This window comes from Aquimarina callyspongiae, assembly GCF_034322225.1.
Taxonomy (GTDB): Bacteria; Bacteroidota; Bacteroidia; order Flavobacteriales; family Flavobacteriaceae; genus Aquimarina.
The window spans coordinates 313,251-333,330 of sequence record NZ_JAXLPA010000004.1; the positions used below are offsets into that span (position 1 = coordinate 313,251).

The 20,080-nt window shown below is 34.6% G+C and carries 9 protein-coding genes; 5 read left to right on the forward strand and 4 right to left on the reverse strand.

Annotated features, from left to right (window positions below; genetic code table 11):
* Positions 1-1,230 (reverse strand): hypothetical protein, encoded by a 1,230-nt coding sequence (locus tag U0D62_RS17950; protein ID WP_322288708.1) that lies wholly within the window; start codon positions 1,228-1,230, stop codon positions 1-3.
* Positions 1,231-1,791: 561 nt separating this feature from the next.
* On the opposite strand from U0D62_RS17950, the gene U0D62_RS17955 reads away from it, so the two are divergent.
* From U0D62_RS17955 to U0D62_RS17965, 3 genes are all read left to right on the forward strand, one after another.
* Positions 1,792-2,445 (forward strand): PQLLE family protein, encoded by a 654-nt coding sequence (locus U0D62_RS17955; protein WP_322288709.1) that lies wholly within the window; start codon positions 1,792-1,794, stop codon positions 2,443-2,445.
* A 121-nt stretch (positions 2,446-2,566) separates the two neighbouring features.
* Positions 2,567-3,367 carry a hypothetical protein gene (locus tag U0D62_RS17960; RefSeq protein WP_322288710.1) on the forward strand — a complete coding sequence of 267 codons (801 nt, stop codon included), beginning with the start codon at positions 2,567-2,569 and terminating at the stop codon, positions 3,365-3,367.
* Between the two features lie 458 nt (positions 3,368-3,825).
* Positions 3,826-4,536, forward strand: a complete 711-nt coding sequence (locus U0D62_RS17965) for a DUF6090 family protein (RefSeq protein ID WP_322288711.1) — start codon at positions 3,826-3,828, stop codon at positions 4,534-4,536.
* Positions 4,537-4,980: 444 nt separating this feature from the next.
* Here U0D62_RS17965 and U0D62_RS17970 read toward each other — a convergent pair whose 3' ends face one another.
* Positions 4,981-8,310 carry a GEVED domain-containing protein gene (locus tag U0D62_RS17970; RefSeq protein WP_322288712.1) on the reverse strand — a complete coding sequence of 1,110 codons (3,330 nt, stop codon included), beginning with the start codon at positions 8,308-8,310 and terminating at the stop codon, positions 4,981-4,983.
* A 796-nt stretch (positions 8,311-9,106) separates the two neighbouring features.
* Here U0D62_RS17970 and U0D62_RS17975 point away from each other — a divergent pair.
* Both U0D62_RS17975 and U0D62_RS17980 read left to right on the forward strand, forming a co-directional pair.
* Complete coding sequence (locus U0D62_RS17975; protein WP_322288713.1) at positions 9,107-11,191, forward strand: T9SS type A sorting domain-containing protein; 2,085 nt, start codon at positions 9,107-9,109, stop codon at positions 11,189-11,191.
* Between the two features lie 424 nt (positions 11,192-11,615).
* Positions 11,616-16,949 (forward strand): ELWxxDGT repeat protein, encoded by a 5,334-nt coding sequence (locus tag U0D62_RS17980; RefSeq protein WP_322288714.1) that lies wholly within the window; start codon positions 11,616-11,618, stop codon positions 16,947-16,949.
* A 358-nt stretch (positions 16,950-17,307) separates the two neighbouring features.
* On the opposite strand, the gene U0D62_RS17985 is transcribed toward U0D62_RS17980, so the two are convergent.
* Positions 17,308-18,651 (reverse strand): sensor histidine kinase, encoded by a 1,344-nt coding sequence (locus U0D62_RS17985; RefSeq protein WP_322288715.1) that lies wholly within the window; start codon positions 18,649-18,651, stop codon positions 17,308-17,310.
* Positions 18,641-19,987, reverse strand: a complete 1,347-nt coding sequence (locus U0D62_RS17990) for a sigma-54-dependent transcriptional regulator (RefSeq protein WP_322288716.1) — start codon at positions 19,985-19,987, stop codon at positions 18,641-18,643. The genes U0D62_RS17985 and U0D62_RS17990 overlap by 11 nt, the downstream gene beginning before the upstream one ends.
* Positions 19,988-20,080: the final 93 nt, after the last annotated feature.

The following is a 20,080-nucleotide window of genomic DNA, read 5'->3' on the forward strand; positions in this document are numbered from 1 at the left end:
TTAATCGCAATTAAAAGGGTTTGGGTTCCATGTTGCTTTATATTCTGTAGGTTGCATAGTGCTGGTCATGTCATTAAAATTAATCCTTCCACCCCCAGTATAATCAGGATAGTTATTTCCTAGTAATTCTTGAAATTTAGTTCTCACAAAACTTGTACTAAGTTCTTGATTTCCATAAGTATTTCTAATTTGTTTCATCGTTTGATGAATTGCATTAGCTGTTATTGATGCAGCCATGCCAGGGCTTACCCTATTACCTAGTCTATCTACTGTAGGTACTCCAAATTTAATGCCTTGTGGAAATTTAATAGTGTGTAATACTTTTATCTTTATAGGAGCTGTTTGAACTAATGTAATTTTAAAATATAGCCCTTCTACTAAAGATTCTTGCCAAGAAACATTTTCTAGTTTTTGAAATTTAAAACTATCACAATCAGGAGGGATAGCACCTTCTGCTTCCGAGTCATTAGATAAAATTTCAGGAGGGTTACTTTCGATACTCTCTGCATTAGTATGAGTAGCGGGAGGTGTAGTTGTTGGACTACAATTTGTTACTTGTTGTACTGTCTGACCTCTGGATTCTCTGTGAGAATAAACTACATCAATGATTTGTCCCGTATTTTCATAATAGGTTACATCATAGAAATACTCCCAATGCTGTACTGTTACTGTACTGGTAGAGCAACCACCTGCTCCACTACAATTAACAGATTCTAAACCATCCAAAATAGCACATTTCGAAGGAGATCGAGGTAATAAAACCTGATTTATTCCATTCTCTACAGCTTTGATTTGTAGAGTACCATTTTCATATGTTTCTCTTGCTATTTTTTTTCCAGTAAGGTCTAAAACATATACCATTCCAGAATAATCCGATATATCCAGATAAGATAGATCCTTAGAAATATTTGTAGTAGTCGGCAACATTTCCGCCAAGAAATATTCGGGTTGATCATCGGCATTAAATCGAGCCAAAAGACGATAACTCATTTTTGATACATACCCCTCAATATTTAGTAATGAATTACTTTTATTAATTACAGAAAATTCATAGAATATTGAAGCATCAAGCTTCCTTGAGATAAAAGAAGACCAATCAATGGTTAAATCATCTTTTTGTAAAGCAGGCGAGTCCTTAAAATCCTCAAAAGTAAACGCTTGTTTAAATAATTGTTCCGGAGTTTGCTCTATTTGATGAGATTCTGTTTCACAACCAGATAGTGTAATCAAAAAAACAAGAAAATAAACAATTTTACTAAAGTGTCTCAAATTTAAGTTTGGTTTGTGTAGTAAATTTAGAAAAAAATTCATTTTTAATATAATTTGTGTATGCCTACTCTATTTATTATTTGGATTTTCGGCATATCTCCAACTTTCATAACAGGGTAGTCAGCCCTTTTTGACCAGTTTCCTTTATACTAAGTGTCAAGAATCGATGATTTGTTACTCCCAAAATAGAACATAAACACCTCTATCTATTGCAACTACGAGAAAAATAGGCCGGGAAAATTACCGCCTAACACCATTTTTACTTTAAAACGACACAGATAACTACAAGAGTCACCATCAAAAATGCTTGAACAACCATAAAAGACCAAAGAGTATCCACAATAAACTCATCAGTCATCCACAAAAATGTATAGTCAACCACAAAAAACGCTCCGGCAACCCTAAAAAACCGTTGAGTAAGCTCAAAATATGCTTGGGCAACATAAAAATGAACATAAGCACGTTAACAAATCTCCTATTCTGGACACATGCTAATAACAATAACTAAAACAGATAATTAGTATGGCTAACATTGCTAGAAAAACAGAAACCAACACGCTAGAACAATATCGTGTAGCATTAGAAAATGCAAAAAATCAATCAGACATCGCTACAGGCTTGGCAGAACTAAGCTATGACGCAAACAAAATTGCAGAAGGAGAACAACTCTATCAACAAACACGAGCCTCTTATGATTTAAAACAACAAGAAGATGGTGAGACCGTAGAAGCCTCTGCTACTTTTAAAAAAGAAAAAGAAACCCTCGAATCACAATACCGTTTACACCGTAAAAAAGCCAAAGCGATATTTCGTAAAACACCAGAAATACTAGCCAAACTAGGAGTCAACGGTACTATGCCCAAAGCACATACCAATTGGATAGAAACCATTCGTAAGTTTTATAACACTACCGATCAGGAAATTTTACAAAAACTAGAGACAGTTAAGGTCGTTGCAGAAGATTTTACTAATGGCATTGCACAAATCCAAATCGTAGAAACAGCAAGAGCAGAATACCTTAGAGAAGTAGGAGAATCAGAAGATGCCACCAAACAAAAAGATGCAGCCTTCGCAAAAATGGATAGCTGGATGCAAGAGTTTTATGCCATTGCAGACATCGCCCTCGAAGGACAACCACAACTTATGGAAGCACTAGGTAGAAAAAGAAAGAGTTAAAAACAGTATTTTGTTAGATAAAAATCTTATAATCCAACAATAACCTAATAATATCCAAAAGCAGGGTAACAATTTACCCTGCTATAACACATATACCTAACTGTATACAAAACAAAGCAATATGAGAAGAAAAGTATTTATAGTTTTTTTTACCGCTCTTTTTCTTTTATCATGTTCAAAAAGGGAAAACGTAAGTATAAAAAAAGTAGAACATTTCTATATCTCTTCAAATAATACATTAGATATTTTTAAAGTGCTCACAGAGCAATTTGGTTTACCCAAAGTATGGGAGTATCAAAATTGGGGAAACTTCACAAGCGGAGGCATAACACTAGGAAATGTTGTTATTGAGTTAATAGAAAAACCACCAGAAGAAATCATAACTCATTATGGAATCGCATTAGAACCCAGTCAACCACTAAAAAGAACCATATCTGTCCTAGATTCTGCCAATATCACACACGGAAGAGTAAGTAGAGCTTCTCAATGGAGTACGGTGTCCCTGACTAATCTACTTCCAGATAGCATTAATTTATTCTTATGTGATTATCACGACAGAGATTTCGTCACGCTTAATCGAAAAAAAGCAGTAGATAAATTAGTTAGTAACAAAGGAGGCAAACTAGGTATTCAGTTCTTAAAAGAAATAAGAATTAGTGCTGAAAACCCTGCTGAATTTGAAAACGAATTGGCAAAAATTCCGGGGATAGTTAAAAAGGAAAATGAATTCTATTTCTCTGAAGGACCGTACTTAAAATTGATAAAATCTGATACCTTTTTCCTTGCCTTATTAATAAAGGTGAAATCGATAGATAAAGCAAAATTAGAGTTAGAGAGATTAAACTTAAGAACAAAAGTTACTGAACAGGGAGTAGAGATTATCGATGAAATATTTTCAACCAGAATTACTTTAATAGAATAATAAGTTTCTACATAGCACTGTATAAACGATATTAAAACAGATTCCGACATTCACCTTATGTACAACTATACAAAACAGAATCCCATAAAAATATCAAATAATCAAAACTAATACTTCAAAAGGATTTTAAGCCAGAGGTTATTTATCTTTTAAGATTAGTACCGATTCAGATGCGAATTGCAGAGCTGATGGTAATACCAAGTCAAAAATAGTTGAGTTTCTTTTTCGAAAAAAAAATTTTAGCAGATTTGAAATTGACCAGCTCCAAAAACGAAGTTATTACCCAAAGTGAATTAATTAAAAACTATAATTTTCCAGAAGTTGATTTAGCCTTAATGGATATAGAAAATTATTAAAAAAAGGAATGCACAACAATTAGTATATTGCATACATACCTTGTGAGTTGCAAACGCACAGTGCAATAAACTTTGTACTTTATTATGACTAATCTCTAATCTATGATCAAATTCTTTAGAAAAATTAGACAAAATCTACTTTCAGAAGGTAAAACTGGAAAATATTTAAAATACGCTATTGGAGAAATTCTACTAGTGGTAATTGGAATATTGATTGCCGTTCAAGTAAATAACTTGAATGTAAAAAATCAAAATCAAAAAAAGGAAATCCTCTATCTTACTAGGCTTACAACCAATTTAGGCTACGATAAGAGACTTTATGAGACATTAATAAAAGAAGACAGTATATTAATTGATAAATTAAACAAAGTTGAAGAAGATTTATCGACATTCATTAAAAAAATAGACAACCCAATTGAAGACCTTAATTTTTTAGTAGCTGGATATAAGTTTACTTCAAATAAAACTACAATCAACAATCTTGTGTCTTCAGGCCAAATAGAAATATTAAGAAGCAATTACCTTATTGAAGATATTTTTCTCTATTACAGAACCACAGAATATATTGAAAAAGGAATTGATGAATCAATATTTAAACATAATAGAGAAAGGTTTAGTGATTTGATTATTGAATTCGATGAAAATGATGTCTTAGGCTATAACTATAGCAATAAATTAAAAAAATCAATCCAATTTAAAATCACCTTAATAAAAAAACAAATTGATTGGTATAATGATCAAAAGTCTCATGCTCAAAAGCTTATTGATAATATTAATAGTGAAATAAATTTTATTGAGGGAAAAAATAACTAAAGTACAACAATGACTATAAGTAGTTGCTTGTCCTCACCTACTCCTGGCTTTTATCCTATTTACCTCTTGCTTTAGAGAATGTAATATTAGACAACTTAAAGGAAACGAAATTGAAAACATTTTTGTGAACATCTACCAAGAAGATGAATTTGACTTCGTAACTGCTCTCAAACATGAAATAAATAATTCAAAAAGAAAATTGATTTTAAAGCTTAATCTATTTACAACATTATGTATTTGATTTAGAGAAACGAAAATGAAATTTAACAATCCCTCTACAAAAAAATCAAGAATTTTATATTTCTGTTTTAAAAATTGGAGAACATTCAGGCAACAATAAGAATTGAAAAACTATCACGGCAAAACCATGATAGATAGAATTATATAAAGAATAACCCCAAACTAAATAGTTTGGGGTTTAATTTATTCAATTGAAAGAATATGTTATTTCTTAACTATTTTGGACTTATATGATTTTTGACGATCATTAAGAATTACTATGGTATAAACTCCGTAACTTAAATCAGAAACATTAACTTCACGATTATCTAAGTTACCTTTTTGAACCGTTTGACCAATAGCATTAACTATTCTATAAGAAACTAAAGAGTTTCCTTTAATAGTAACAAAATCTGTAACAGGGTTTGGGTAGACGGTAATATTAGTATCATCTACTTGCCCGGTATTCGCGTATAAGTTTTCGTTCGAAGCAGACGAAGTAACATTAAGTGTATAATCCTCATTATCACTAAAATAAATAGCTCCGCAAGGAGTAGGATCATTTGAATAAGACGCTCTTACACGAAGCACAACTGTGCCTGAAGCTCCACTAGGTATGCTTACTGTACTGGTATAGGTTCTATTCGTTGCACTTCCTGAGCCATTAAGTACTTCTTCACCCGCATCATCAAAATCACCATCTCTATTCCAGTCTACCCAGGCTTTTGCCTTAGTTAACGGCCACGTAGCCTGAGCCGTAACCGATAAAGTGGTACTTCCATTAACGCTAGTACTTTGTGAAGTATAATCAGTATATCCATTAGTTCCAGCACCTGAATTGTTATTTATACTACCAATAGTAACATTAGTAATATGTTGTCCACTAGGATTTCCTGCTGAAGGAGTACAATAATCAGGAGTTGTATCTCCTCCTGTAGTAGTAGCAGTTACCGTATCACTTGCAGTTGATTTATTACCAGCAGCATCTATTGCAATAACATAAAAGGTATATGTTGTATTTGCACTTAAATTAAAAACTCTAGCCGTTGTATCACCATTTGTGGTTGTGCCCAAATTAATACCATCTCTATAAACTTCATATCCTGTCACTCCAACATTATCTGTTGAAGCAGTCCAGCTTAAATTTACTTCGGTATTTGTAACACTTGTAACAACTAAGTTGGTAGGTTTAGACGGTGCTTGAGTGTCACCAGTACCTCCGCCAACATTAATAGTATAATCTTCTACTTCTCCATAGGCACCTGCACCACATGCAATATTATCTCCTGCATTATAACCTACTCTTACGCGCATTCTTGTAGCTCCTGAAGCAGCTGTATTAGGAATAGTTATAGAAGAAGTTCCTACAGTACCACTAGATTTAGTTAAAGTAAATGCTTCTCCTGAATCCGAAAAATCACCATCTTGATTCCAATCAAACCAAGCATAAACTTCATTACTCGTTCCTCCTTGATATCCTATTATAGTAACCGTAAGAGTTTCACTTGCTCCTTTTGAAACATTTGTAGATATTGAAGTATGATCCTGGTAACCATTGGCTCCTCGGGTTGTGCTATTATTAATATTTCCAAAAGAGACATTCGAAATAGCATCGGGACCATTAGTAGCAGTAGCTGCACAATAATTAACATCAGTAGATGTGGTTGTAAAGTTTACAGATGAGCTGTAGTTAGAGTTCCCTGAAGTACATTTACTACGCACCTGAACTTCGTATTGGGTGGTAGCCGATAGTCCACTTAAAGTAGTGGTTGTACTAGAAACGGTATTAGTAGTCCAGGAAGAAGTTCCCGTTTGACGATACCTAACATCATAAGTAGCTCCAGATACCGCAGACCAGGAAATGGTAGCACCAGATCCTGTTATTGAAGAAGCTGTAACCCCACTAGGAACAGTAGGAGTACAAGTAGTTTGTGTATCAGTAACCCCTGTAACAATTAGAGAAAATGCCTGACTTCCACCAGTTAAGTTACCTTTATGTGTAACCGTAATAGTATATGTTCCTGAAGCTCCGGTAATATCAACTCGCTCATAAGGATCTACTCTGTTATCTCCCCTACCATTAGTAGTAACTCCCGTTAATCTCCAAGGAGAATATGTAGTTCCAGATTTTGAAACTCTAATATCTAAATCGTTTATCAGAACTGGAGTAGATACGTTTGCAGAATTATTGACCGTTCCTGCTCTATCCGTCCAGGAAATAGAAGCTAATAATGGATTTGTATTATCAGAATTTACTGTTATGGTATAGGTCTGACCAGAGTTCAGTGTTACTTCTTCGATTCTAGATTCATTTCCTTTTTGAGTTATAGTTTCTGCAGCTCGCTTTGTATTCATTAATCCCCAACCAAAAATAGGATCAGGACCATTAGCTCCAGCATCATCAGCAGTATGTAATGCTAAACCTTTTAATGTAGCAGCTTTCATAAAAGAACCCTGTGTATTTCTATGATGTTGTTGTAAAAGTAATAGAGAACCTGTTACATTAGGCGCAGACATTGACGTACCAGTATAATTCCCGTACGTATTATTTCTTAAACTTGAATATACATTTGTACCATTTCCTGTGATATCTGGTTTAATTCTTAAATCATCAGTTGGGCCTTGACTACTTCCGCTATTAATTGATACTGAAACTAAATTACCGCTGGAATCTATATTAGCATCTTGTGCATTAGCAACCGTTAAAGAGTTTTTTGCGGCTCCACGTCCCATCATTTTATCATAACCACTAACCCCACCAACTGGATTATTATTCACATTATTAGTACCATTATTACCAGCTGAAGTAACTACTAGATAGTTTGGAGCATTATACATAATTTGATCCCAATCTCGAGCTTCTGCAATATATGCCCCATAAGCAGATGCTGGCATACCTACTAGGCCATAAGAATGATTAGAAACTAACATTCCGTTAGAAGCAGAAGAAGTAGCTTCGGATAAATCACTATTCCAATCATAACCAATAGCTTTTGCGTGAGGTGCCATACCTTTTGCGCTAGCCGTAAAACCTGAAGCCATAATTGTACCTGTAACATGTGCTGCATGATCATCTGCAGAGCTTCCATCTCCAGGAGTGAATCTGTTACTTCCACCTGCACCGTCATACTCTTGGTGGTTTCTATCTGCAACACCCCCATCCCAAACATAAGCAGTCATATTTTGCCCCATAAGGTTTAGGCCTAAAGATCCACCGCTATTCAAATGATTTGCTCTGGTAGATCTGGCAGCGGCTACATTATGAGTACCATAGTAAATAGGTCTGCCGTTTTCAATTCTTTGGAGTTCCATGTAACTACCGTCAGGGTTGGTAACTTTTTCTTCCCACCCACGCTGTTTAGCAATCTTTAAAGCCTCTTGTTTTTCAGCTTTTGATTTTGTTAAAAAATCCTGTTCAATTTTTTGAAGTTTTGACAAATCGTATTTACTACGAATCTGTTGAACTTCTTTCTCGCTTTGTGCATTAACACTTATTGATAATGCCAAGAAAATCATAGGAAGAAGAATTCTTCCATCGAAGATGTTTGTGTTCATGTTAGTTATATTAAAATAAACACCTAATAAGTTAATAGATGTTTTTCTTAGTTAATTCACATAAATTTATATCTTTTCTTAAGGAAGAATCATTGTTTTAGTTAAAATTCGATGAATTTCATATTATTGGATAAGATAGAATGAACTTAAGAGAAAATAGTATTAAGTCGTTCATTTAGAATGACATAAAAATGAAAAGAAAATCACATAATGACATATGAGTCAGGTGAATATACACATTTATAAATGCTAAATCTTTTAAATTTAAAGTATGGTTCTAGACCAGCAGAAGAATTGATTGAAGAAATTGGAGAAAAGGTACTTCCTCTTTTTTCCTGACTTGTTTAAAAAAAGTGATTACCAGCAATGTGAATAAAATAATTTAGCAGTGGACTACATTGTTGCGAAGTTCAATTCTCTGAAAAAGGAAAACCTTGGAAAACGTTTCGTAATCTAAACGAATTTAAGAATTTCGTTAACGAAAGAGACGGGATAAGTCCTTAAAGGAAAAACTAATGTCAATAATGTTAAATTTAATACTTTATCAAAATCGCACTATTATTATAACAGTTTTAAAATTGATAAAAATATATTTACTTATTCCATCAACACAAGCTATAGTTAGGATTGCTAGATAATATAAGGGTAACTAAAATAAAAAATTAACATTATTCTTTTCAGGGTGGTATTGAGTTCGTAACTTTATGACACTCAAACCTTTTGAATCTTTACTGAAGACGGTTTATGGGGCCAGAATCATAACTAAGTAAAGGTTCAAATCTTAAAACCCAATAAAATGAAACAAATTCTAGTAATTGCGATTGCCCTTTTCTCGGCAATAAGTTTCGCACAAACTCAACAAAAACCAAGTGAATTAGTAGCCCAAGAGAAATCCCAGGGTGCTGATTTCAAAAACACCCAACTATTTACCAAAATTGACAAAAAAAGTGATCTTCAAGTCCCAAAAGGACTTCAGGATTACGTGTTATTTTCTGTTGATCAAGGTAAATTAAAGTCCTTGTACGGCAATTTTCCTAACACAATGAATCTGAGCATTCCAGGTCAGAAATCAACCATGTCATTGGATCTGGTAAAAGTGAACGTAGTAACCGATGATTTTTCGGCCATAGAAATGCCATCAGGCAAAGTGCTCAAGCGTAACAATGTAGCTCACTATCGAGGAATCGTAAAAAACCAACCTAATTCCTTGGTAGCAATCAGTTTTTACGATGATAAAGTCTCTGGTCTGATTAGTATCGGTGGGCAACAAGGAAACCTGGTTGTAGGACCGGTAGAAAACAGTAAAGATCATATCTTATATCAAGACAAAGAAATTAGTTATTTATATGACTTTGCCTGCCAGGCTGAGGATGATGTTACCAAAGGATATACTATCGAAGAGCTCGCTGATAATCCACAGAATAAAGCTGCTGCTAAGTGTGTAAAGGTATTCTTTGATATATGTACAGACATTGTTAATGATAAAGGAGGAGCTCAGTCAGCTTCTAATTATATCGAAGCTGTATTTAATCAGGTAGCTGCTTTATATGCCAATGATCAAATATCGCTCCAACTATCAGGAACCAAAGCCTGGGTGTCTAATCAGCCATTTAGTAATAATAACCTTGATAGCTATATAAACTATAGAAACAGCAATGGTCTTAATGGAGATTTAGGACATATGGTTAATTATAGTTTTGGAGGAGGACTCGCAGGCGGAATAGGAACGCTATGTAATTCTTCTAGAAAGTATGCCGTTTCTGGTATCAATGGTAGCTATAGTAATATCCCTACCTATTCTTTTGATGTATTCTTAATATCTCACGAGTTAGGTCATAATGTAGGATCACGACATACCCATGCCTGTGTATGGAATGGTAATAATACAGCCATCGATGGGTGTGCCGGATTTACAGAAGGAGGTTGCTCATTACCAGGAAACCCTTCTGGAGGAGGAACAATCATGAGTTATTGTCCTAATACCAGTGTAGGAGTTAATTTTAATAACGGTTTTGGTTCGCAACCAGCTAATGTAATCCGTAATTACATTGCCGGTTCAAGTTGTTTACAAACTTGTGATGGTGGTGGATGTAATACTGGAGATCCTATCGCTGTAACATTTACCAATAATTCAGATTGTACCTTACAGTATTATCAGAACAATACGTTGCAGGGATCTGCCAATGCAGGAGGATCTTATGCTGCCAATACCACAGTAGGTACTGCATGGCAAGCCAGAAAAACCTCAGGTGATACCTTTGATAATTTTACCATGACCTGTGGTCAAAATACTTACAACTCTACAGGAACATGTAGCAGTGGTGGTGGTAATTGTGATGGTGTAGCACCTTGGTCTCCAAATGTTAGTTATAGTATCGGTGATCGGGTAACCTATAATGGATATTTATATGAGTTAACTTCCAATGGATGGCAAAATCTTGGAGCTTGTACATCAAGTGATCCTTGTGCCGGAGTCGCACCATGGTCTTCGACTGTTAATTATAGTGTAGGTGATCGCGTAACCTATAATGGATCTTTATACGAAAGAACGGCAACAGGATGGACAAATCTTGGTCCTTGCGGAGCATCTTTTGCGGCCTTTGATGACAATGGACCAGCAGGAGAATTGAGATTTACTGCCTATCCTAACCCGGTAGAAGATATTCTAAATATAGAAATCAGTAACCTAAAATCTTCTTCACAGCAAATCAGTATCAAGGATATGAACGGAAGAACATTAGACATTATAGCACTGAAAACTGCTCCAGGAGGAGGAACAATTAAACAATCAATAGATGTTAGTAAATTTTCCAGCGGAGTTTATTTTGTGCAAATGACTACTGGCAGTAAAAATCTTACTCATAAGATTTTTGTAAAATAATTTTTTAATAATAATATTTTTTGGTCCCTTAAAAAGGTTGTCTTTTAAGACAGCCTTTTTTTATTGAACTAAAGTCTACACTTCACCACATCCAGTGCATGAGGAACGAACGCGTATCGAGATGTTTTTAAAATCGAAAAGATTATAAGTTAAATCAACAGGTAATAAAAATTTTAGATCCACAACAGGTCTCGATACAATTTTTCTTCATTTCTCTACAAAAAATTACTCGACTTTTTATATCAACACTTCGTCACATCGAGTGCGTAAGGAACGAATGCGTATCGAGATGCATTCAATACAAGAAGATCAATCTTTCTACTATTCTTTTTTTTAAAAATTTTTTAAATAAAAAAATAGGGTGTTTTTAGATTTAGCTGTATTAAGTACGGTACAACTATAAAAATTTTAAAAACCCCTTACTATGAGATTAATTTTTACACTACTATTTTTTATTTTAAGTATACAAATAAGTGCCCAACAGGCATACTTGGTAAAAGACATTAATACTCATTCAAATTCTGGTGCCGATGTCGATAACTTAGTAGAATTCCAAGGGCGTTTATTTTTCTCAGCTGAAGATGATCCGCATGGAGATGAACTTTGGGTGAGTGACGGAACTCCTGAAGGTACACATTTATTTGTTGATATAGAATCGGGAGCACCAGGTAGTTCTCCAACAGAATTAACAGTATTCGAAAATAAATTATACTTCAGTGCAAGGGATGCTGTTTATGGCCAGGAATTATGGGTTACAGATGGAACTCCTCTAGGAACAAAGCGTATTATCGATTTGAATCCTGGTCCTAACAGTTCGAGAATTGCAAATATTACTGTTTTTAATAACAAATTATATTTTTCTGCAGACGACGGTGTACACGGTACCGAGTTATGGGAAAGCGATGGAACCGTAGCCGGTACCAAAATAGTAAAAGATATTTATGTAGGGAACCAATTCAATAGTTCATATCCCAGGTATTTAACGGTGTACAATGGTAAACTATACTTCTCTGCCGATGATAGTAGCGAAAATGGAACTGAATTATGGGTAACCGATGGTACAGAAGTAGGAACGCAATTGGTTAAAAATATTAATCCCAACATGTATGGTTCAGGAAATCCTGTAGATATTACTGTTTTTAACAATAAACTATATTTTAGAGCTTTTGATGGTATACAAACAGAGTTATGGGAAAGTGATGGTACAGAAGCAGGAACAAAATTGGCTGTAGATATTTTTCCTGGCGGTGACTCCTACCCTTTTGATTTTATTGTGTTCAACAGCAAGTTATATTTTACAGCTAATAATGGTTCTTCAGGACTAGAATTGTTTGAAAGTGACGGAACTCCTTCCGGAACAAAACTGGTAGCTGATATCAATCCAGGTAACTCAGACTCAAGCCCAGAAGATTATATCGTTTTTCAGAATAAGCTTTTCTTTAAGGCCTATAACCCTTCAACCGGAGTTGAATTATGGGAAAGCGATGGTACTGAAACAGGAACACAATTAGTAAAAGATATTTATTCGGGAACTAATGGAGGTAATCCTCAAAACTTTTCAGTATTTAACAATCAACTTTTTTTCTCTGCTAAAGATACATCTGGAGCATCTCAACTATGGATAAGTGACGGTACCCAAACAGGAACAAAACAATTTCTAAAAATAAGAGAGAGTTCAACAGCATCCAACGCCAGATATTTTATTGATTATAATAATGAGGTTTATTTTAGAGCAAGAGACGGTATTCATGGTACTGAATTATGGAAAAGTGATGGTACCGAAGCTGGAACTGTAATGGTAATGGATAACAACCCTGGGAATGGGACTGGTGCCGACAATATGCTTGGAGTAATGAATGGTAAATTATATTACGAAGGAGATGATGGAATTCATGGCAATGAATTATGGGAAACAGATGGTACCGCTGGTGGAACCAAATTGGTAAAAGATATCAACCCAGGAAATGGGGAGTCATATCCAGACAAAGCTGTAGTATGGAACAATAAACTCTATTTTAGAGCAGAAGATCCTGCTTATGGTTCAGAATTGTGGGTAAGTGACGGAACAGCTGCAGGAACTCAACGTATTACAGACATAAATCCTGGAACGGGTCATAGCTTTATTACTGAATTGGTAGTGTTTAACAACAAACTATATTTTGGAGCAAATGATGGTGTTCATGGGACAGAGTTATGGGAAAGTGACGGAACTGAAGCAGGTACTCGATTACTAAATGATATCCTTACAGGAACCCATAGTTCTTTCCCTGAAAATTTCAAAGTTTACAACAACAAGCTATATTTTAATGCTTGGACCCCTACTTATGGTAATGAACTATGGGAAACTGATGGAACCGCTGCTGGAACCAAATTGGTAAAAGATATTTATCCTGGAAATTTAGGATCTAGCCCACAATGGATGGCTGTGTATCAAAACAAACTATATTTTAAGGCTAATGATGGTATTCACGGGGCAGAATTATGGGAAAGTGATGGAACCGAAGCAGGGACAAAATTAGCAGTAGATATTAGAGAAGGTAATAATGGTTCTTATGTTAGAGAATTAGTAGCATTCCAAAATCGTCTGTATTTTAGAGCCAGTGATGGGGTATTTGGGAGCGAATTATGGACAAGTGATGGAACTCCGGAAAGTACTTACTTAGTAGCTGATATGAGACCTGGTTCAGGTGGTTCTTCTTTGGACGATATAGTTGTTTCTAATGGTAAATTGTTCTTTAATGCTGATGATGGTATCTATCAAGAAGAAATTTGGGCATTTGAACCTTTTGATTGTAATGCGCTTACCTCAACCGTTCTTTATGTAAACTCAACAGGAACAGCAACGAATAGCGGGCGTTCCTGGACAGAAGCAACATCTTTACAACATGCCCTTAAACTGGCACAACAATGCCCTAATATTGAAGAAATTTGGGTGCAGCAAGGAACCTACCAACCTGGAAAGAATAGATTTGACACCTTTTCTATTCCTAGTAACCTTAAAATCTATGGAGGTTTCCAAGGCACAGAAACCAATGTTGCAGAAAGAGATTGGGTAACAAACCCTACCATCTTAAATGGAGACATCGGTATTCCTGAACAAATTTCAGGAAACACACTCACCTTATTAAGTTTACAAAACACGAATAATGTACATATCGATGGATTTATTATTGAAGAAGCAAATGCTGAATTTGATAACTACATAGATAATTTAGCAGATACTCGAGGAGGAGGTATTTATCTTAAAAATGCAAATAATAGCAGTATTGTCAATTGTATTTTTAGAAACAATTTTGGACAGGAAGGCGCTGCCGTATATCACACTTCAGGAAATAATACTAAAATTATTAATTGTTTATTTTACGAAAATGAAGCACAACAGACTAGTCCTATTTTTGTAGAAATGGATGCAGCAAGTTTTATCAACTGTACAATAATAAATAATACTTCTACTTCAGGAAATGGAATTTTAGGGACTAAAGATGCTACTATAACTTTTATCAATAGTATCCTAGATGGAAGTCAAACATTAAATTTCAATACTACAGGAACTGGAAGTTTAAGCTCAACGTATAGTTATTTAAAAGGAGAACATCCGTCAGGTACAGGAAACATAGATGGAACCACAATTACTGATGTTGTATTTAAAGATGTTATCAATAATGATTTTTCATTACAATTTATTTCGCCATTAGTAGATCAAGGTGATAATACTGCAAACACTACCTTAAAAGCTTTAGGAGGAAATGATCGTATAATCGATGGAGATTTGGATATAACCAATACTATTGATATTGGAGCTTATGAATACTCCAGGTTACCGCAAGTCATTACTTTCAACACTTTGTTGGATGTAACATATGGTGATCCCAATTTTGATTTAACCGCAACGGCCGATTCTGGATTAGCAATTACATATACTAGTTCTGATCCTAATGTAGCCACTGTTTCCGGCAACACAATAACAATTGTTGGAGTTGGAACAACGACCATTACAGCTAGCCAATCCGGAAATATCGAATACCTACCCGCATTGGATGTAATACAAACTTTAAAAGTAAATCCAAAACCTATCACAATTACAGCAGATACAGATCAAAATAAAATATTTGGAACAGTAGACCCGGTACTAACTCATACCATTACTAACGGAAACTTGGTGACAGGTGATATTCTAACAGGAAACCCAGAAAGAACTACTGGAGAAGATGTAGGAACTTACCCTATTAACCAGGGAACATTGAATAATACTAACTATGATATTACATTCGTATCTAATGATTTTGAAATTATCAAAGCAGATCAAACCATAACTTTTAACGCTTTGTCAGATGTTATTTATGGAGATCCTGCTTTTGATCTTAATGCAACAGCTTCTTCTGGATTAGCAGTTACGTATAGTAGCTCTGACACCAACATAGCAACCATATCTGGAAATACAGTGACCATAGTTGGTGTGGGTAGTACTACTATTACTGCCAGTCAGGAAGGAAATGGAAACTACAATGCCGCGACTGCTCATACTCAATCTTTAACTGTACTACCTAAAGGAATTACTGTAACTGCTGATGCTAGTCAATTCAAAGTACTTGGAGCCGCGGATCCAGCACTTACCTACTCCATCACCAACGGAAATCTGGTGGCTAGTGATAGCCTTAACGGAAGTCTGGAAAGAGTAACTGGAGAAGATGTAGGAACTTATCCGATTAACCAGGGAACACTAAATCATCCTAACTATAATATTACTTTTGAATCGAATGATTTTGAAATTATCAGAGGAACCCAGGTGATTACTTTCAATCCATTAACAGATGTTACATATGGAGATCCCACATTTAACCTAAATGCAACAGCCTCATCAGGATTACCTATTACTTATAACAGTTCTGATACCAATGTGGTAACCATATCCGACAACACTGTAACTATCGTTGGAGCGGGTACAGCAATCATAACAGCCAACCAGGAAGGAAATGATAGTTATAATACTGCTATATCAGTTTCTCAACCTTTAACTGTGCTACCCAAAGCTATTACGGTAACAGCAGATACTGGTCAAAGTAAAGTATACGGAACTGAAGACCCGGTATTAACTTACTCCATAACAGGAGGAAATATGGTAGCAAGTGATGTATTAACAGGAACACCTGAAAGGGTCTCTGGAGAAAATGTAGGCTTCTACTCTATCCATCAAGGAACACTTCATAACGCCAATTATAACATCACTTTTGAATCAAATAACTTTGAGATTACCAAAGCAACTCAAACCATAACATTTAATTCTTTATCAGATGTTGCTTTTGGAGATGATGCATTTTATTTAAATGCCACAGCTTCGTCAGGGTTAGCAATTACATACACCAGTTCTAATACCAATATAATAACGATCTCAGGAAATATGGCAACTATTGTTGGTGAAGGTGCTGTCATTATTTCGGCACACCAGCCAGGAAATGAAAATTATCTTACAGCTGATTTTGTAACCAGAGCTTTAACCGTACGACCTGGAAAAATTAATGAAGAGATTATAAAACTATATCCTAATCCAGTAGTAAATCAAATTCAGATTTCTGAAATTCCGACCAATACATTTTTATCCATTTATACAGAAGCTGGAAGGTTGGTTAAGCAAGTAAGTAATTATTCAAGCGAAGAAACTATTGATGTTGCAGCATTGCCTTCTGGGATTTATCTGATAAAAATCGTGTTTTTTGATTATAGAGGAGAAAAAGTAATAAAGAAATTTGTCAAACAATAATCTGTAAATAAGATTTTGGCGCATTTGTTTGTTTCACTATTAAAAACACTCGATGTGACATTAAAGTTTTATATCAAAACTATGTCACATCGAGTACACGAGAAACGAACGCGTATCAAGATACTTTCAAAAACGAAAAGATTATAGACTACTACACCTGACGGTAAAACTTCATATCAACACTACGTCACATCGAGTACACGAGGAACGAACGCGTATCGAGATGCTTTCAAAAACGAAAAGATTATAAGTTAAAGCAACAGGTAATAAAAATTCTAGATCCACACTAGGTCTCGATACAATTTTTCTCCGCTTCTCTACAAAAAATCACTCGACCTGACGGTAGAGAATCGCTACATTAAAAAACAAGACTTATCACCGTTCCTTTATCTTCAACACTATGAATCTGGATTTTTCCGTTATGAAGTAGCATAATCTGTTTACAAAGACTAAGTCCGATACCACTTCCGTTCTTTTTAGTAGTAAAAAAAGGGACAAATATTTTATCAGTGATCTCATCCGGGATTCCTTTTCCGTTATCGGATACTTTAATAATTGTATTTCCTTCAACATTCTTTTGAACCGATAAGGTAACATTAGGGTTTTCACTAGCCTGACAAGCCTCTACAGCATTAAGAATTAAGTTAATTAAAACTTGTTCTATCAGATATCGATCGATCTCAACTTCAAAATTAGTAGTATCTGCATTAAAATTAAGTTCGATATTTTTACTGTGTAATGAAGGTTGCATCAGGTTCTGGATATTTTCAAACAAATCTTTGATCAGAACTGTACTCAAATTAATACTGGTAATTTTATTAAGGCTTCGATATGTTTTTGCAAATTTCATCAGTCCTTCACTACGTTGTCTGATACTTTCGATCCCTGTTTTCAAATCATGTATTTCCAGCGGATGCTGTTCCTCATCTTTTATCGATAATTGTATATTAGTTTGCAAAGTATCTGCCAGTGATGAGATAGGCGCAATAGAATTCATAATCTCATGAGTCATCACACTTAATAACTTCTTCCACGCTTCTGATTCATTTTTATTTAAGGTAGTATCTATATTCTGGAGTACTACCAATTTAAACGAATCCTCATGCACTTGAAAAACAGAGCTCGAAACAAGCACTTTTAACTTATCATTATCCACATCTATGGTAATTGTATTACCTCCAGCATGATTCGTTTTAAAAATATCATTATACAGTGTAGGTTTTCTCTTCTCTATAAAACTTACATTCTTTAAGGAAGGAATACCTAGAATTTTCTCAAAAGAATCATTAGACCATAAAATATCACCGGTTTTAATATGGTAGGCAATAATCCCGGTATGAATCATTTCTAGTATCTTCTGGAGATAGATATATTGGGTTTCCTTTTTGTTATTAATCTCCTTAATCGTTTTATTAACTTCGTTAAACCCCTTATATAGTTGACGTAAATCCTCAGGTCCTGATTTTTCATTAAACCACCTGGAAAAATCTCTATACTTTACGGATTCAAAAAAATCATCTATTTCTGTAAATCTTCGTGTTAAATATTTATACAGGTTGTATAATAAATATACACTCAAAATAGCAGCAATAACAATATAATAGAGATGCTCAAATCGAATTGCAAAGGCTAGAGCTGCTAAAGAAAGAAATAAGATAACAACTCTAATAAAGATCGCTAATTTGTATTTTTTATAAGTCATACTTATTGAGTCTTCTATATAAAGCTGTTCGAGTAATCCCTAGTTCTTTGGCAGATTTAGAAATATTACCACTATTTTTTTCGATTACTTTTAAAATCGCATTTTTCTCTATCTCTTCAAGATTAAGATTTTTAGGCTCTTCTATTGTTTTATGGCTTTCGATAGGAGAAAACACCAGATCTTCCGCAGATAAAGTAGTAGAATCAATCATAATAACCGCTCTTTCTAATGCATATTGAAGCTCTCTTACATTACCAGGAAAATGATATGAACTTAGTTTCTTTTTAAAGCTATCATCCAATACTAAAGTTGATTTCATGTATTTATCAGAATACTGCTCTATAAAATGTTTTGCCAATAAAAGGATATCTCCTCCTCTATCTTTAAGCTTAGGCACCATTATTTCTACAGTATTAATACGATAGATAAGATCCTTTCTAAACTTGTTTTCATCTGCCAATGATGATAAACCTACATTGGTAGCACATATCAATCGTATATCAATAGATATAGGTTGATTAGATCCTAGAGGCGTTACTTGCCTGTTCTGTAATACTGTCAAAAGTCTTGCTTGCTGTTGCAGCGTGATATTACCTATTTCATCCAGAAACAATGTACCTCCTTGAGCAGCTTCAAACCTACCCTTTCGGTCTTCTCGCGCATCTGTAAATGCTCCTTTTTTATATCCAAATAACTCACTTTCGAATAAAGTTTCGGTCAATGCCCCCACATCAACTTTGACAAAAGGTTGATCTTTTCTTAGAGAGCTGTTATGAATTGCCTTTGCGATGAGATCCTTTCCTGTTCCATTCTCTCCAAGTATCAAAACATTAGCATCTGTAGGTGCTACTTTTTTAATCTTTAGGAAAACATCTTCCATTACCTTGCTCTCTCCTATAAACTCTTGCCCTTCAATTGCTGGATTCCACTTCTTAGAAATATTAGTCTTCTTTTTATTTAGAATATCTGAAATCGCTTCAACTAGCTTTTCGTTTTTCCAGGGTTTTACCAAAAAATCCGAAGCACCATCCTTAAGAGATCGTATTGCCAAATCCATATCTCCATAAGCAGTGATTAAAATTACATCAACCTCCTGATCAAACTCTTTAATCTTTTTTAGCCAATAAATCCCTTCATTACCAGTATTAATAAGACCATTAAAATTCATATCGAGAATTACAAGATCAAATTTGGTTTTACCTAATAACGATAATATGTGGTTAGGATTTTTTTCTGTAACCACCTCCTTTACAGATGATTTAAGAAGTAATCGTATTGCTGTTAATACATCAGTATCGTCATCAATAACTAATATGTTGGCATTTTTAAGTCGCATTCTTACAATATTACAATATTCTGATCCTGATCAAAAAAAAAGTTGCATCTAATTTACAAGAGTTACAAAATGTAACGATATCGCACAATAACT

Bases quoted from the DNA above. Each gene is read 5' to 3' on its own strand.
- U0D62_RS17955 (WP_322288709.1), top strand. From the start codon at position 1,792: ATGGCTAACATTGCTAGAAAAACAGAAACCAACACGCTAGAACAATAT.
- U0D62_RS17960 (WP_322288710.1), top strand. From the start codon at position 2,567: ATGAGAAGAAAAGTATTTATAGTTTTTTTTACCGCTCTTTTTCTTTTA.
- U0D62_RS17965 (WP_322288711.1), top strand. From the start codon at position 3,826: ATGATCAAATTCTTTAGAAAAATTAGACAAAATCTACTTTCAGAAGGT.
- U0D62_RS17970 (WP_322288712.1), bottom strand. From the start codon at position 8,310: ATGAACACAAACATCTTCGATGGAAGAATTCTTCTTCCTATGATTTTC.
- U0D62_RS17975 (WP_322288713.1), top strand. From the start codon at position 9,107: ATGAAACAAATTCTAGTAATTGCGATTGCCCTTTTCTCGGCAATAAGT.
- U0D62_RS17980 (WP_322288714.1), top strand. From the start codon at position 11,616: ATGAGATTAATTTTTACACTACTATTTTTTATTTTAAGTATACAAATA.
- U0D62_RS17985 (WP_322288715.1), bottom strand. From the start codon at position 18,651: ATGACTTATAAAAAATACAAATTAGCGATCTTTATTAGAGTTGTTATC.
- U0D62_RS17990 (WP_322288716.1), bottom strand. From the start codon at position 19,987: ATGCGACTTAAAAATGCCAACATATTAGTTATTGATGACGATACTGAT.